The sequence below is a fragment of the Flavobacterium sp. LMO8 genome, assembly GCF_009495755.1.
Taxonomy (GTDB): domain Bacteria; phylum Bacteroidota; class Bacteroidia; order Flavobacteriales; family Flavobacteriaceae; genus Flavobacterium.
The window spans coordinates 86,739-102,768 of the sequence record NZ_WIBJ01000030.1; the positions used below are offsets into that span (position 1 = coordinate 86,739).

15 protein-coding genes are annotated in these 16,030 nt (G+C 29.8%); 14 read left to right on the top strand and 1 reads right to left on the bottom strand.

What is annotated here, in order from left to right; genetic code table 11:
- Positions 1-20 precede the first annotated feature (20 nt).
- Both GFJ94_RS06670 and GFJ94_RS06675 read left to right on the top strand, forming a co-directional pair.
- Entirely contained in the window at positions 21-722 is a 702-nt protein-coding gene (locus GFJ94_RS06670; protein ID WP_162523813.1) for a polysaccharide biosynthesis/export family protein, read from the top strand.
- 1 nt (position 723) lies between these two features.
- Positions 724-3,084, top strand: a complete 2,361-nt coding sequence (locus GFJ94_RS06675) for a tyrosine-protein kinase (RefSeq protein WP_153200777.1) — start codon at positions 724-726, stop codon at positions 3,082-3,084.
- 74 nt (positions 3,085-3,158) lie between these two features.
- On the opposite strand, the gene GFJ94_RS06680 is transcribed toward GFJ94_RS06675, so the two are convergent.
- Entirely contained in the window at positions 3,159-3,884 is a 726-nt protein-coding gene (locus tag GFJ94_RS06680; protein WP_153200778.1) for a tyrosine-protein phosphatase, read from the bottom strand.
- A gap of 136 nt (positions 3,885-4,020) precedes the next feature.
- On the opposite strand from GFJ94_RS06680, the gene GFJ94_RS06685 reads away from it, so the two are divergent.
- The 12 genes from GFJ94_RS06685 to GFJ94_RS06740 all read left to right on the top strand — a co-directional run bounded on the left by GFJ94_RS06685 (position 4,021) and on the right by GFJ94_RS06740 (position 16,010).
- Complete coding sequence (locus GFJ94_RS06685; RefSeq protein ID WP_153200779.1) at positions 4,021-4,890, top strand: ABC transporter permease; 870 nt, start codon at positions 4,021-4,023, stop codon at positions 4,888-4,890.
- Positions 4,891-5,138: 248 nt separating this feature from the next.
- Positions 5,139-6,413, top strand: a complete 1,275-nt coding sequence (locus tag GFJ94_RS06690; RefSeq protein WP_153200780.1) for an ABC transporter ATP-binding protein — start codon at positions 5,139-5,141, stop codon at positions 6,411-6,413.
- The gene (locus tag GFJ94_RS06695) at positions 6,397-7,098 is read left to right on the top strand and encodes a class I SAM-dependent methyltransferase (RefSeq protein WP_153200781.1); all 702 of its coding nucleotides are present in this window, start codon (positions 6,397-6,399) and stop codon (positions 7,096-7,098) included. Before GFJ94_RS06690 ends, GFJ94_RS06695 begins: the two co-directional genes overlap by 17 nt.
- A gap of 4 nt (positions 7,099-7,102) precedes the next feature.
- Entirely contained in the window at positions 7,103-8,176 is a 1,074-nt protein-coding gene (locus tag GFJ94_RS06700; protein WP_153200782.1) for a DegT/DnrJ/EryC1/StrS aminotransferase family protein, read from the top strand.
- A complete protein-coding gene (locus tag GFJ94_RS06705; RefSeq protein ID WP_153200783.1) occupies positions 8,173-8,823 on the top strand; it encodes an acetyltransferase in 651 nt (216 codons plus the stop codon). The genes GFJ94_RS06700 and GFJ94_RS06705 overlap by 4 nt, the downstream gene beginning before the upstream one ends.
- Before the next feature lie 2 nt (positions 8,824-8,825).
- Positions 8,826-10,019, top strand: coding sequence for a TDP-N-acetylfucosamine:lipid II N-acetylfucosaminyltransferase (locus GFJ94_RS06710; RefSeq protein WP_153200784.1), 1,194 nt, complete (start codon positions 8,826-8,828; stop codon positions 10,017-10,019).
- 63 nt (positions 10,020-10,082) lie between these two features.
- Positions 10,083-11,045 carry a glycosyltransferase family 2 protein gene (locus GFJ94_RS06715; protein WP_153200785.1) on the top strand — a complete coding sequence of 321 codons (963 nt, stop codon included), beginning with the start codon at positions 10,083-10,085 and terminating at the stop codon, positions 11,043-11,045.
- 9 nt (positions 11,046-11,054) lie between these two features.
- Positions 11,055-12,110 (top strand): glycosyltransferase family 4 protein, encoded by a 1,056-nt coding sequence (locus GFJ94_RS06720; protein WP_153200786.1) that lies wholly within the window; start codon positions 11,055-11,057, stop codon positions 12,108-12,110.
- Complete coding sequence (locus tag GFJ94_RS06725; RefSeq protein WP_153200787.1) at positions 12,103-12,939, top strand: glycosyltransferase family A protein; 837 nt, start codon at positions 12,103-12,105, stop codon at positions 12,937-12,939. The genes GFJ94_RS06720 and GFJ94_RS06725 overlap by 8 nt, the downstream gene beginning before the upstream one ends.
- Positions 12,939-13,823: a glycosyltransferase family A protein gene (locus GFJ94_RS06730; RefSeq protein WP_153200788.1), complete on the top strand. Its 885-nt coding sequence runs from the start codon at positions 12,939-12,941 to the stop codon at positions 13,821-13,823. Before GFJ94_RS06725 ends, GFJ94_RS06730 begins: the two co-directional genes overlap by 1 nt.
- A 9-nt stretch (positions 13,824-13,832) precedes the next feature.
- Positions 13,833-14,990, top strand: coding sequence for a glycosyltransferase family 4 protein (locus GFJ94_RS06735; RefSeq protein WP_153200789.1), 1,158 nt, complete (start codon positions 13,833-13,835; stop codon positions 14,988-14,990).
- On the top strand, positions 14,991-16,010 hold the full coding sequence (locus tag GFJ94_RS06740; RefSeq protein ID WP_153200790.1) for a glycosyltransferase family A protein: 1,020 nt from the start codon (positions 14,991-14,993) through the stop codon (positions 16,008-16,010). It abuts the gene before it with no gap.
- Positions 16,011-16,030: the final 20 nt, after the last annotated feature.

Consider the following 16,030-nt stretch of genomic DNA (forward strand, 5'->3'; position numbering starts at 1 on the left):
TGTCTTTAACGAGTTCTTGTGTGTCTCCAAAAAAAGTAATCTATTTGCAAAACCCATTGCCTTCTAGCTCTACAAATTACCAACCTAGTTTGCAACCCGATGATGTATTATTGATTGTTGTGTCATCTGAAACGCCTGAAGTTGCTGCTCCTTTTAATTTAGCTCCAGTAAATATGCAACCTAATAGTGAGCTTGGTACCCAACAGCAACGCACTCTTTCATATGTTGTTAATTCGTCTGGCGATATTAATTTCCCTGTTTTAGGCTCTTTTAAAGTTAGTGGAATGACCACCACTGATGTTTCTAAATTATTATATGAAAAAATAAGCAAATACATTGCAAATCCTACAATTCAGGTACGATTGTTAAATTTTAAAGTATCCGTTTTAGGTGAAGTTGCTCGTCCAGGTACCATAACTTTAACAGGTGAAAGGATAACCATTTTAGAAGCTTTGAGCCAATCTGGAGATATGACCATTTATGGAGATAGAAAAGCGGTAAAAGTAATTAGAGAAGAAAATGATGAAAAAAAGATTGTTTCTTTAGATTTGACACAATCTGATTTTGTTAATTCGCCATATTATTACCTAAAACAAAATGATGTTGTTTATGTTGCTCCTAATCCAACAAAGATAAATTCTTCTGCTATTGGTCCTAACTTAACAGTTGGTTTAACAGCGTTGTCTTTAGTAATTACTTTAGCAGCCTTAATAATCAAGTAGCATGAATAATTACCCTCCAATAGAAACAGATTCTAATGTTAACAAAGAGAAAAACTTTTCAATTCGCGAAGAGTTTGATTATTATTTGCATTATTGGAAATGGTTTTTTTTAAGTGTTTTAGTGTTATTTATTTCTGCTACAATTTACCTTCGATATAGTACTCCAATTTATAAAGCAAATGCTAAAATATTAGTTAAAGATGATAAAAAAGGAGGAATATTATCAGAATTAGATTTGTTTTCTGATATGTCAGCGTTTAGTAAAATTAAAAGTAATGTTGATAATGAAATTGAAATTATAAAATCGAGAACTCTTGCTGAAAAAACAGTTGAAAAACTTGGTTTAAATGTTACTTATTTTGCAAAAGGGGTTGTTAAAGAATCCGAAATTTATCCTTCGCCAATACAATTGCAGTTCACCCCTTTAGACAAAGATACCTTGTCAAATTCCATAACTTTATCTCTTGAAATTGTTTCCCCTTCTACTTATAAAATATTAGATTCCCAAGATCCTAATCAATTGTATTCTTTTGGAAAAACATTCAAATATAAAAACGGAAACTGTATTGTATATGCAGCATCATTAACCAAAAAAAGTGTTGGTAAGGCAATCAATGTTACCATTTATCCTGTTGAGAAAGTTGCGGCTCAATATGTTTCGGCATTATCAGTTCAGCCTTTAAGTAAAAATACTAGTGTTATTGAAATTAGTATGACTAATCCTGTAGTTAAAAAGGCAGAAGATTATATCAATATGTTAATTTCTGTATATATACAAGATGCAATAGATGATAAAAATTATGTTGCTAAAAACACATCTAATTTTATTGAGAATCGTATTCGTAAAATTGCCACAGAGCTTAAAGGTGCAGAAAATGATACAGAAAATTATCAAATAACAAATAAAATTTCTGGCGGAAAAGAAGAAGCTGGTTTGTTTTTACAAAATGCTTCGGAATTTGAAAAATTAGAAATTGAAACAGAGACACAAATTAAGATTGTAGAAACAATGTTAGTTTACTTGTCAAAAAGCACAATATCAGATTTAGTTCCAGCAAATATTTTAACAGCAGATGTAAACGCTGCAGGTATGATTGACCAATATAATCAGTTAGTATTACAGCGCAATCGTTTATTAAAAAATGCCCCTAAAGAAAATCCGGTTATTAAAAGTTTGGAAGAAAAAATTAAAGCCGTTAAAGAAAATATTAATGCGACACTTTTTCGTTTAAAGTCATCTTTATCAATACAGTTAAAGGATTTTAAAGAGCAAAATGCCATGCTATCTGGCAAATTGTCAAAAGTTCCTACTATTGAGAAAGAAATGCGAGGGTTAGGTCGTCAACAGCAAATTAAAGAAAGTTTATATTTATACTTATTGCAAAAAAGAGAAGAAACAGCTATAAGTTTAGCTGTTACAGAACCTAATGCTAAAATAATAGACAATGCTAAAGGATTAAGTTCGTTAGTTTCTCCAAAAAAATCAATTATTTATGTGGCAGTGTTTTGTATTGCTTTATTCTTGCCTTTTTCTGTTTTGTATATAAGACGTTTATTAGATACTAAGGTTTCTTCACGCTCAGATTTAGAAGTTCGAATTAAAATACCTTATTTGGGAGATATTCCAACATCTAGTTCGAATGAAGAGATTATGCAGAATGATTCAAAATCTAGTACAGCAGAAGCTATTCGGATTTTACGCACTAATGTTGAATTTTTACTCAATAAAGTTCCTGGGAATCAATCCAAAACAATTTATGTAACTTCTTCTGTTCCTAATGAAGGGAAAACCTTTATTTCGGTTAATTTGGCTAGTTCCATAGCCTTAACGGGTAAAAAAGTGCTTTTAGTTGGACTAGATATTCGAAATCCTAAATTGGATAATTACCTTCATCTTCCAAAAGAAGGAGTAACAAATTATTTAGCGAATTATTCCTTGCAGTTACAAGATATTGTGATGCAACACGATACTAATCCTAACCTATTTATCGTCCCTTCTGGTATTATTCCGCCTAATCCTGCCGAATTGTTAATGACACCTCGAATGGATTTGTTTTTTGAAACTATAAAAAAATCTTATGATTATATTGTAGTAGATACTTCGCCAGTTGGGCTGGTTACTGATACTTTGATTATTGCCAAATATGCTGACGCGGTTCTTTATGTAGCACGAGCTAAATTTACTGATAAAAGATTGTTGCTACTTCCAGAGCAATTATATTTAGAGCATAAATTACCTAATATGGCTATGGTATTAAACGATACTTCTGCAAATCAAGGTTATGGTTATTATGGTTATTATGGTTATGGGGTAAAAAAAGAAGAAAATTGGTTAAAAAAACAACTAAAAAAATATACTTAAAAAATTGTAGTTATATGTTTTTTAAGAATAGCTAAAGGTGTTTTAATTTATTTAGTCGAATTTCTATTTATTAATTATAAGAAAAAAGTATTTTTTTTCATTACTTCCTTAATTTCATCCCCATTGTTAAAAACTAATTTACTTTGAAAAGCGGCTATATGATTCTTATGATGAATATCAGAGCCTGTAAAATCATACAAATTTTCTTTTAATAAATAGTTAGCGGTTTCTGCTACGTCTTTTCCATAATATCCTACAGTTGATAATAAGTTCAATTGAAACAAACACCCTGCTTTTTTTAGTTTTTTATATTCTTTTTTGTTAGAATGAAAGTAAGAATAGCGTTCAGGATGGGCTAAAACCACATAATATCCTGAAAGTTGCAATTGGTATAAAAAATCATAAAGTTGAATAGGCGCATTCAAGTAGGATAATTCTATTAATACAAAATTATCTTTTAACGTAAGAAGTGTTTTGTTTTTTGCTTTTTTTAGAACCGATTCGTCTAATAAATATTCCGATGCTGCTTGAATTTCAAAGGGTAACTGTAAGTTTGAATTTACTTTATGGAGTGCGTTGTTAATGCTCTCGGGCGTATTTTCCCAAACAGTACTCATGGTGTGTGGAGTTGTGATACATTTAGTAAAACCCAACTGTTTCATCTCTTCCAAAAGAAACTCCGTATCTTGTAAAGTTTTAGCACCATCATCTATTCCGGGTAAAACATGCGAATGAATATCCACATAGTTTGTAGGAATTATTTCAGATAATTTTGGCTTGCTTTTAAATAAGGATAACATGTAATCAAATTTGGTGCAAAAATAAACTATTTGTATTAATATTTGATTATCAATTGCCTATTATCCATGCAATAAGTTTGCTCGGTAACCAAAATAGTTTAATTTTGAAACGTTAATAAAGAAAGTACCCAAATTCATGAATAAAACAAGTTATTCCGAAGAAGAATGGTTGTATGAAATTACTCCAAAAAATAAGTTCTTCTCCCTTAATTTAAAAGAAGTATGGCGTTATCGCGACTTGTTGTTTTTGTTCGTTAAGAGAGATATTGTTACGGTATACAAACAAACAGTTTTAGGGCCACTTTGGTATTTAATTCAGCCTTTGTTTACTTCTATTACGTTTACCATTATTTTTAATAATGTAGCCGGAATTTCAACTGGAAGTATTCCTCCGTTTTTATTCAATTTGGCAGGAATTATGGTTTGGAATTATTTTACCGCTTGTTTATCATCAACTTCAGATACTTTTAGAGCCAATGCTGGAATTTTCGGAAAAGTATATTTTCCAAGGTTAATTGTACCTATTTCGGTAGTGATTTCTAACTTAGTAAAATTCCTTATTCAGTTTAGCATTTTTGTTGGTTTTTATATTTATTACGTAAGCACCGGAACTAAAATTGATTTAAACGGAACCCTTTTATTTTTCCCGATTTTGATTATTGTAATGGGAATTTTAGGTTTAGGTTTGGGAATGTTAATTTCTTCGTTAGTTACAAAATACAGAGACTTTTCGTATTTAATTGGTTTTGGAGTACAATTGTTAATGTATTTGTCGGCAGTTATGTATCCTATGGCATTAATAAAAGAAAAAATGCCAAACTTAGCTTGGCTTGTAGCTTATAATCCGTTGGCATATATTATAGAAACGTCTCGTTATATGCTTTTAGGAGTGGGCGATATTTCTTTATATGGGATTTTATATGTGGTAGGAATAACGGCATTTCTTTTTCTGTTTGGCTTATTAATTTTTAATAAGACAGAGAAGAGTTTTATAGATACGGTTTAGGGTGAGGAGTGAGAGGCGAAAAGGGAGCGTTTAACCATCTTTTGTTATTCCGTAGTAATCTCTTATAGGGTTTAAAATTTAGTTTTTTGTTTAACCACAAAGAACACAAAGTTTGAAATTTCTTCAATCTGTGTTCTTAAAATAGTTAAATTGGAATTAGATTGACATAATTGTCACTTCGAGCGCAGTCGAGAACTAATGAAAACCTTCGACTTCGCTCAGTCTGACAAAGCAGAATAAAAAATAAAATGAGTAAAAAAGATATCATATTAAAAGCAGAAAATATTTCCAAACAATACCGTTTAGGTGTTGTAGGCACGGGTACGTTAAGTCACGATGTAAATCGCTGGTGGCATAAAGTGCGTGGCAAGGAAGATCCTTATTTGAAAGTTGGAGAAACAAATGATCGTACTACCAAAGGAGAAAGCGAATACGTTTGGGCATTACAAGATATTAATTTTGAAGTAGAGCGTGGAGAAGTTTTAGGGATCATTGGTAAAAATGGTGCTGGAAAATCTACTTTGCTTAAAATTTTATCTAAAGTCACCGCTCCCACAACCGGAAGTATCAAAACGCGTGGTCGTATTGCTTCTTTGTTAGAAGTAGGAACTGGTTTTCACCCAGAACTAACAGGAAGAGAAAACGTGTATTTGAATGGTGCTATTTTAGGCATGACCAAAAAAGAAATCACGGCTAAATTAGACGAAATTATTGCTTTTAGTGGTTGCGAGCGATACATTGATACCCCAACTAAGCGCTATAGTAGCGGAATGACCGTTCGTTTGGCTTTTGCTGTAGCGGCTTTTTTAGAACCAGAAATTTTGGTTGTAGATGAGGTTTTAGCGGTTGGTGATGTAGAGTTTCAAAAGAAAGCCATTGGAAAAATGCAGGATATTTCAAGAGAAGGTGGTAGAACGGTTTTGTTTGTGAGTCATAATATGGCGGCAGTGAAGAGCTTGTGTACCAAAGGTATTGTTTTAGAACATGGGAAAGTAGTATTTAGTAGCGATGCTGAAAATGCGGTAAATTATTATTTAGAAAAAGAATCATTTGAAAAGGTAATTTATAAAAAAGAGGAATTAGATGAATTGTATCAATCCGATAAAATAGTAATAAACCGACTAGAGTTAAATTCAGATAATTTTTTTTCAATTGCAAACAAAACTTTTGTTAATATTAATTATGATGTTTTATGTGATTTGAGTGCATTTAATTTTAGTCTTGTGTTAAAAGATTTTAACGATGTTTTTATTTTGAACTCAATATCTCATGTTGAAAACATTAAAGCTGGAAATTATGAAACATTGTTTGAACTTCCTGAAAATTTTCTTAACGATGTTAAATATAAATTAAGATTAATTTTTGTCAATGAATCTAAAATACTAATAGATCTTGATGATGTTTTTTCTTGGAGTGCAGTTGAATCTGAAGAGCGAAAAATGAATTGGTTTGGCAAAATAGGTGGAGTTGTAAGGCCAAAATTAAAATGGGAGACCAAAAAGATTAATGAAAAAAATAGATAGATTAACAATTACTAATATGGATGTTTATTTTCCATTGGTACAAAAAAGAGATTTGATTCAGAAAATTTCTGAACGTTATTTTATAAATGGGAGTTTATTAGATTTAGGTTGTGGTACTATGCCCTACAAAGATTTGATATTAAAAAATTCTGGAATTACAAATTATATAGGAGTAGATATAGAAAATCCAATTTATCAAAAAACACTAAAGCCTGATTGTTTTTGGGATGGATACAAAGTACCTTTAGAAAGTTCCACATTTGATAATGCCATATTAATTGAGGTTTTGGAACACATGCCTAAACCAGAGAATACATTAAAAGAACTAAGTAGACTTTTAAAAAAAGACGGAAATTTATTGATAACAGTTCCGTTTTTATGGACTTTACATGATGTGCCAAACGATGAGTTTAGGTATACGCCATTTGCTTTGAAAAGGATGTTAGAAGAAAACAACTTTGAAGTAATTAATTTGGAGAGTTTCAATAATTGGCATGGGAGTATGGCGTCAATGCTAGCATTATATGCTAGAAGAGGTTGTCCAGTTAAGTTTCGAAAAATCTTTTCTTTTTTTATTTTTCCTGTAGTAAAATATTTAATGAAAAAAGATTCAGGATCAAATAAAGCTGTTTTTAATGAAGGACAAATGATTACGGGTATTTGGTGTTTAGCAAAAAGAAAGTAAAAATATGATTAACGTAACCAAAACTTTTTTTCCTCCCATTAAAGAGTATCAAGATCAATTGCAACGCATTTGGGCGAACCAATGGTTAACTAATCGAGGCGAATTGTTGTTGGAATTAGAAGAAAAGTTAAAAAATTATTTAGAGGTAGATCATATTCTAGTAACTAATAACGGTACAATTCCCATTCAAATCGCATTAAAATTGTTGGGTAATGGAGGTGAAATTATTACTACGCCATTTAGTTACGTAGCTACTTCGGCTGCCATAGTATGGGAACATTGTACTCCTGTTTTTGTTGATATTCACCCGGATTATTTAACGATTGATGAAAGCAAAATTGAAGCGGCTATAACTGATAAAACGACTTGCATTTTAGCAACACATGTTTTTGGTAATCCGTGTCATGTAGAAGCTATTGAAGTTATAGCAAATAAGCATAATTTAAAGGTAATCTATGATGCTGCACACGCTTTTGGGGTAACTTATGATGGTCAATCTATTTTTAATTATGGGGACGTGAGTACTTGTAGTTTTCATGCCACGAAGTTGTTTCACACTGGTGAAGGTGGCGCTTTATTTGCAAAGGATACCACTTTACAGCATCAATTATTTTATAGTCATAATTTCGGACATAATGGACCGTTAGCCTTTCATGGATTAGGAATTAATGGTAAAATATCCGAATTGCAAGCGGCAATGGGGTTAGCTGTTTTGCCTCATATGTCAACCATTTTAAAAGAGCGAAAAAGAGTGGTAGATTTCTACAATGAAAATTTAGACTTAGACCATATTCAAACTTTGAAAATAAGAGAAAATACCCAATGGAATTATAGTTATTACCCTATCATTTTAAAAGACGAAGTTACTTTATTAAGCGTTCAAAATGCTTTGAATGAAATGCAAATTTTTCCAAGACGTTATTTTTATCCTTCGTTGAATACCATTGATTATTTGGATGGTAAAAAAATGCCTGTTTCTGAAAGTATTGCTTCAAGAATACTTTGTTTACCTTTGTATGTAGAGTTAAATAATAATCAATTACAATTCATATTATCGATATTAAACGCTAATTTATGATTATAGTAGGCGCTAAAGGTTTTGCGAAGGAAGTATTAGAGGTTTTACATCAACTAAATCAACTAGAAAATGTTGTTTTTTATGATGATATAAGTAAAGATACACCTGAATTATTATATGGTCGTTTTCAAGTTCTACAGACAAAGGAAGCTGCTTCTCATTATTTAAAAACTGTTGACAACCGTTTTACTATTGGTATAGGAAATCCTGTTTTGAGAAAAAAATTAGTTACACAATTTGAACAAATTGGGGGTCTTTTTACTAGTACAATAAGTCCATTTGCACAAATAGGTCATTTTGAAAATCGTATTGGCGATGGATGTAATATTATGACAGGAACCGTTATTACTAATGATATTACTATTGGGAAAGGCGTTTTAATAAATTTAAACTGTACTATAGGTCATGATTCTGTCATAAACGATTTTGTTGAAATGTCACCAGGAGTTCATATTTCAGGAAATTGTACCATTGGTGCCTTTTCCAATATTGGGACTAATGCCACAATTTTACCAAAAGTGACTATTGGTAAAAATGTTGTAGTTGGAGCGGGTTCAGTTGTAACCAAAGACATTCCTGATAATTGCTTGATTGTAGGTATTCCTGCTAAAGTAATTAAAGAATTAGAACCATTAATTAATTGTTAGTGATGTCTACTTCAATTGTTCACATTTTTAACGATGATAAGTTTATTGATCCTAGCATAAAATTGTTTGAGGAGGTTATTCCTAATCAATCTGTTTATTACATTATTAAACAAAAGGGAGATGCGTTACATTATGTAAAATCTACAAATGTTAAAAGAGTAGATTTAGCAATACATCAAGATAAGAAGGAATTGTTAGATTATATAAACTCTAATTTAAATCATGTTGTTTTTTTTCATGCTTTGGATAATGATAAACAAGATTTGGTTAGAGAAATTTTTCCAACAATAAAAAAAGTATGGTTTATATGGGGATATGATTTATATGAGAATTGGTCTCTTTTAAAGAAAGATATTTATCAGTCTCAAACGAAATTACTTATACAAATCAAATCAAATTTTAAAGATAAATTCCTGAATAGCTCGTTTGCCTTTTTACTTTTTCAAAACATAAATTTAGTAAAGAACATAAATATAAGAGCCTTCAAAATACTAAACAATACTTTTAATACGAAATTTTATCAATCGGTTCAGCTGATTGATTTTGTGGTACCTGTTGTTCCAACTGAATTTCCACTTGTAAAAAAAATCAATTCAAAAGTAAAGTATGCTCCATTTACTTATGGCTGTATTGAAGATTTATTAGGTAATAAAATAGATAAAAATGTTAAAAATCAGCCAAATATTTTATTGGGTAATTCTGCTGATCCAAGCAATAATCATGTAGAAGTTTTTTTAGAATTATCCAAGTTAGATTTGAAAGATCGGATTGTTTATGTTCCTTTAAGTTATGGAGGAAATGATGCGTATAAAAAACAGGTTTTGAATGCCGGTCGTGAATTACTAGGGGCTAATTTTCAGCCATTGATTGACTTTATGCCATTAGAAAAATATAATGAAATTTTATTAAGTTGTGGTACTCTGATATTTAACCATAATAGACAACAAGGAGTTGGAAACATTATTATTTCTGGTTATTTAGGAGCTTCTCTATTTTTAAATGAAAAAAGCCCAGTATATCAGTATTATAAATCCATAGGAATAAAAGTTTTTTCAATTAGTCAAGTTTCCAAATTAATTGCTACCCCTTTAAATGATTATGATATTAATATTAATAAAACTAAATTAAATAAATTATATTCAAAAGCTGCGGTACATGAAAAAATAAACACACTTTTATCATTAGTTAATGAATAGTAATGTTTTAGTTTTGTTACTTTGTAAAATTATACTGAATTTTTAAGATTTTGAATTGAAAATATGCATAATCCTCTAGTTTCTATAATCATTCCTACTTACAATCGTGCGCATACGATAGGCGCAACAATTGATAGTGTTATAGCGCAATCCTATCAAAATTGGGAGTGCTTAGTAGTTGATGATAGAGGAGAAGATACTACTTTAGAAGTTATTGAAAATTATAAGACTACAGATGCAAGAATTAACTATTTAATTCGACCAACTACAAGTCCAAAAGGAGCAAGCGCTTGTAGAAATTATGGTCTTTCACAGTCTAAAGGAGAATATGTAATTTTCCTTGATTCAGATGATGTGTTAATGACGTATTGTTTAAAAGAAAGAATTGCAAAAATATTAGAAAACACAGATAAGGATTTTTGGGTTTTTCCTATGTATATTCAAAATGAAAATCAACCAAAGGAAACGGTAACTATTCCAATAAGCGAAAACTATCTTCAAGATTTTTTGTCATGTAAAGTACATTGGGGAATTATGTGCACAACGTGGAACGCTCATTTTGTTAAAAAGATAAAAGGTTTTAATGAGTTTTATCCAAGGTTAAATGATCCTGAGGTGCATATTCGAGCAATGTTAGCTTCTAAAAATAATTATTCTGTTTTTACAGATTGTCTGCCGGACAGTATTTATATGGCGGCTGCTATTAATGACAAATATAAATTTGCAATTAATTACGCTAACTCACTTAAATTATTTATACCAGATATTTGTAAAGAGTTAAATGTAAATGGATTAGCAAATGATAAACGGTATTTGAAAAATTATTTAAACCATTATTTTTTAAATTTTTATCAATTTAATTCAAGAATAAATAATACTAATGTTTTAGCCGTTTTTTATACTAATAAAATCATATCATTTTTTTTATATTTAAAAATACTGCTACTATATTATCTGTTTTTGATTTTTAATGCTTTTTTAAAAAAAATAAAGCAAGGGTTACATAAGCTCTTTAAAAAAATATAAAATTCAAAAATGATAAAAAGAGGTAAACTGCTATTTATATTTATTCCTCATCACCACATTGGTGGTGCAGAGCGTGTGCATCTTAATATCATTAAAGCTTTACCCTATAAACCTGTAGTTTTTTTCGACTATTCAAGTTCAAATCAAATTGAAGATGAATTTAAAAAAAACGCCTATTGTTTTTTAATTAATTCTCCCAGAAGAAGAAAATATGCCTTTAAACTACTTCAGATTATTTCATTTTTTTTTCCTGTAGTACTTTTTGGCTGTAATAGTAACCTTTTTTATAATTTTGTTTCAAGATTAAAGAGAAAGAGTAAAGCAATTGATTTAACGCATGCTTTTTCATTTCCTGATAGAGGAATTGAAATTACTTCACTACCTTTTGTTGATTTATTAGATAAACGCGTGGTTATTAATACAAAAACATTAGAAGATTACAAACAACTATATAGTGAGAGTAAAATAGATAAGGAATTGATTAATAGATTTGTAATTATACCTAATGGTATTGAAATTAACAAATTTGATTCTAGTAAAATCGATTTTAGATGGAATAATTTTACTATTGGATTTGTAGGAAGAAATTCACCTGAAAAGCGTCCGGAATTATTTTTAGAAATTGTTAAAAAATTAAAAATAAAAGCAAAAGCAATTGGAGATAATTTTAATCAATTTAAAGAAGAATATCCCAATGTTATTTACTTTGAAAATTGTAATGATAAAGATTTAATTAGAGAACAGTTTTCTGATATTTCAGTATTAATTGTTCCCTCTAGTAGAGAAGGCTTTCCGCTTGTTATCATGGAGGCAATGGAATTAGGAATACCTGTTATTGCTACAAATGTTGGAAGTATTTTTGAACATTTACAAGATACTGAAAAAGGGTTTTTAGGACCAGTAGAAAGTGAAATGTTCCTAGATTTTGCCTCTGATAAAATTTCAGCAATCATGGAAAATAAAGAATGGTATTCTACTTTGTCATTAAATGCTAGAAGATATGCAGAAGATAACTTTGCAATAGAAAAATTTAATTCGCAATATAGAGCTTTGTTTTATGAATAATAAAATTTCCATAATTGTTCCTTGTTATAACCAAGCACAGTATTTAGACGAGTGCTTGCAATCGGTTTTAGAACAAACCTATGAAAACTGGGAATGTATTATTGTGAATGATGGTAGCCCTGACGACACAGAGCAAGTAGCAAAAAAATGGATAGAAAAAGATAATAGATTTCAGTATTTACACAAAGAAAACGGAGGGTTAAGTTCGGCAAGAAATGCTGGAATTACTATGGCTAAAGGAACGTTTATTTTACCTTTAGATGCTGATGATAAAATTGGATCAAAATATGGCGAGTTAGCGCTAAAAGAATTTGACAAAGATCAAAATTTAAAAGTGGTTTATTGTTTAGCTGAAAAGTTTGGAGATGAAAGTGGAAGTTGGGGTTTGAAAGATTTTTCGCTACTTAATTTATCAAAAAAGAACATGATTTTTTGCACTTCTTTCTTTAGAAAAAAAGATTGGGCAGAAGTAGGTGGTTATGATGTAAATATGATTTATGGTTTAGAAGATTGGGATTTTTGGATATCAATTTTAAAAAAAGGCGGCAATGTTATACGATTAAACGAGGTTTGCTTTTATTATAGAATAAAAAATGTTTCCATGCTAAAAGGCCTTTCTGATGTTAATAAAGAAAAATATTTATATGACTATCTAAGTAAAAAACATACCGATTTTTTTATTGAAAATTTAGGTTCATTTAATTATTTAAATGACAAATATGAGCAAGTTAATAGTAGTTACAAGCAAATTTTAAATGATAAGCGTAAGATAATTGATTTGTTTTGTCGCACCTTTTTTAGGTTTACATTTTTTAATTCTAAATTTTAATGGTATTAGTTTCAATAATTATTCCCGTTCATCAAGTAAAAGACTTTTTTAAGGATTGTGTAGCTAGTGCCTTACAGCAAACTTATACAAACATTGAAGTTCTTATTACCTGTAATGGTAATTTAAGTATTGATGAATGTAAAGCTTTTTTGAATATTGAAGACGAACGACTTATTTATTTATCGACCGATTCTGGTCGACATAATGCAAGAAATAAAGGAATGATAGAAGCAAAAGGAGATTTTATTCTTTTTTTAGATTATGACGATATTTTATTTCCAAATAAAATTTCCAATCAATTAAATGAAATCAACTTTAAGCCTTTAAAAAATCATATCTTAATTGCCAAGTGGAAAAAATTTAAGTTAGAAATCGAAGAAAATTATAATTTTCCTTTTCCAACTTTTTTTGAAGATAAAATTAACGATAGCAAAGGAATTCTTGAAAAACTTGCTAAAACAGGTGGTTTTTTTGTAACCACTTCATGGATGATTTCTAAGGATATTTGTAATCAAATTAAATGGCTAGATAGTCCAAATGATGATGCTAATTTTTTTTTCAAAGCCTTAGTCTATAAACCAACAATTATTATGACATCTGAGATTTTATCTGGATGCAGAATACATACCGACAACACAAGTTCAATTAGAAATAGAGATGAGTTTGATAAATTGATAAAGAGTTGGGACGAAATCTATTATAATTTACAACTAGTCGACAAAGAAAATGCTAATTATTATTTGTTTCAGATTTATTTAATTTTAATTCGATATTCCAAAGAAATTAATAATTATAAGTTGTTTCAAGTAAACATTAGATGTTTGTATTATGGACTGATGTCAAAAAAAATATTTTCCGTTTTTAGGAAACTACTATCTTTATAAAGATGTATTATGTTAAAAAATAAAATTCTTTTAATTGGTCCAATAGGTGATTTTGGAGGGAGAGAAGTTGAGGTCAACATTATTGCCAGAGCACTAGAAAATGATTTCAATGTCAGTATCTTGTCTACTGGCTACATGACGGCCGATTCTTTTGCATTGAAGAATTTAAAAGAAACGAAATGGGAGTCAGTCCCAAAAAAAATAAATACCAACAATATTTTTCTTTACTTTTTAAGTTTGTTGTCTAAAATTGTAAATAAAGGTAAGCTTAAAAATTATGCGTATTTAAATAATTTAGTTTCAAAAAAGCTTTTTGATTTAGATAAATTATATCAAATAGAAATTGAAAAAAAGATAAATGAATCAGATTTAATAATACTCTGCATGCAATTGACATCCAAATTTTTACCAGAAATAGTGGTTTATTGTGATGAAAAAAAAATGCCATGTTTAGTTCGAACAACAGGAACAATTAGACAAGTGCTAGAATCAGATGCTTCGTTTCTAAAAAAAGTGAGTTTATTTATACATCACTCTGAAGCCAATGCAGGTAATTTAAACAATCAAATCGATTTACCATATTCAATAATAGATCAATGTGCTTTAAATGAAGATCAACTTTTAGCTTTAGAAATAAAATCAAAAACAGCGCTGCGTTTTGGTTATCTTGGTAGACTTAGCAGTGAAAAAGGTGTTTTGCCAATAGCCAATTTTTTTTCTAAAACTACTTTACCGTTTATAATAGCTGGTGAGGGTGAATTAAAAAATGAACTTTTAGAAATAATTTCAGATAAAAAGAATTGTAATTTTTTAGGATCATTAACAAATGAAAATTTGGCTTTATTTTTTGATGCAATTGATGTTTTGATTATTCCTTCTTATGAAGAATCAGGACCTTTAGTAGGTTTAGAAGCTATGGCCGCCGGAAAAATTATTATTTCTACAAAAGTGGGAGCCATGGAAGAGCGTTTAGAAGGACTGCGTTCATTCTGGTTTCAAATTGAAAATATAGCTACATTGCAAGCAGCTCTAGAGCAAGTTTTGAGTTTAAATGAATCGGAAAGATTTATGCTTTCAAATTTATCTAGAGAAAGGTATCTTTGCAAGTATAGTTTACAAGCAGTTTCTGAAAAGTATAAAAAAATAACCAAACAATTTATAAACTAAATGCGAGTAGGTTTTAATCCTAATAAAGATAAAATACTTTCTAAATCTGATTTTACTCATCAGGTTATCGTTCCTGTTTATATCCCACATCAGAATGATTATTTTAAAGATTGTTTTCAAATTTTACGTTATTGTTTAGAGTCTTTAATTACAACCAGTCATGCCAAAACCTACATTACCGTTGTAAACAATGGAAGTTGCGATGAAGTTATTTTATATCTAAACCAATTACAGCTACAAGGAAAAATACATGAAGTAATTCATACCACAGCCATAGGAAAACTAAACGCTATTTTAAAAGGGTTAACGGGGCATCAATTTCCATTAATTACCATAACAGATGCCGACGTATTATTTCTAAACCATTGGCAAAAAGCTACGTATGAAGTCTTTGAGGCTTTTCCAAAAACAGGTTTAGTTTGTACAACGCCTTCTTCTAAATCCTTTAACGATAAAACGTTTAATATTATAATCGAAAGACTGTTTTCTAAAACAATGGCGTTTACTAAGGTTAAAAATCCAGCTGCTTTTGAAGCTTTTGCAACAAGCATTGGAAATCCCAATTTTTATAAGCCAGTTCATTTTGAAAAATATTTAACACTGACACATCATAAGGTACAAGCCGTTGTAGGAGCAGGACATTTTGTGGCTACCTATCGTGGCAATATTTTTTCTGACTTAGGCGTGACTGCAACCCCATTTAGTTTAGGTGGTACTAGCGAAGCTAAAATTTTAGATTTACCTGTAATAAGAAAAGGATATTGGCGTTTGTCTACCGATGATAATTACACTTATCACCTAGGAAATGTCCAAGAATCTTGGATGCAAGAAACATTCAATACCTTGAAAAATGAAGAAAAAGAAATTGATTTTGTTTTACACAAACCTTTAAAACGACCTTCAAAATTTCTTTTTTGGCTAAAAAATAACGTACTAGAAAAGTTGTTTTACCAAAAAGGAATCCGAAGATTTTTTTTAAAATATAAAGGATTAACTACTGAAGAAGTTGTGAATTATTAATTTCTCAATATATTTACCCT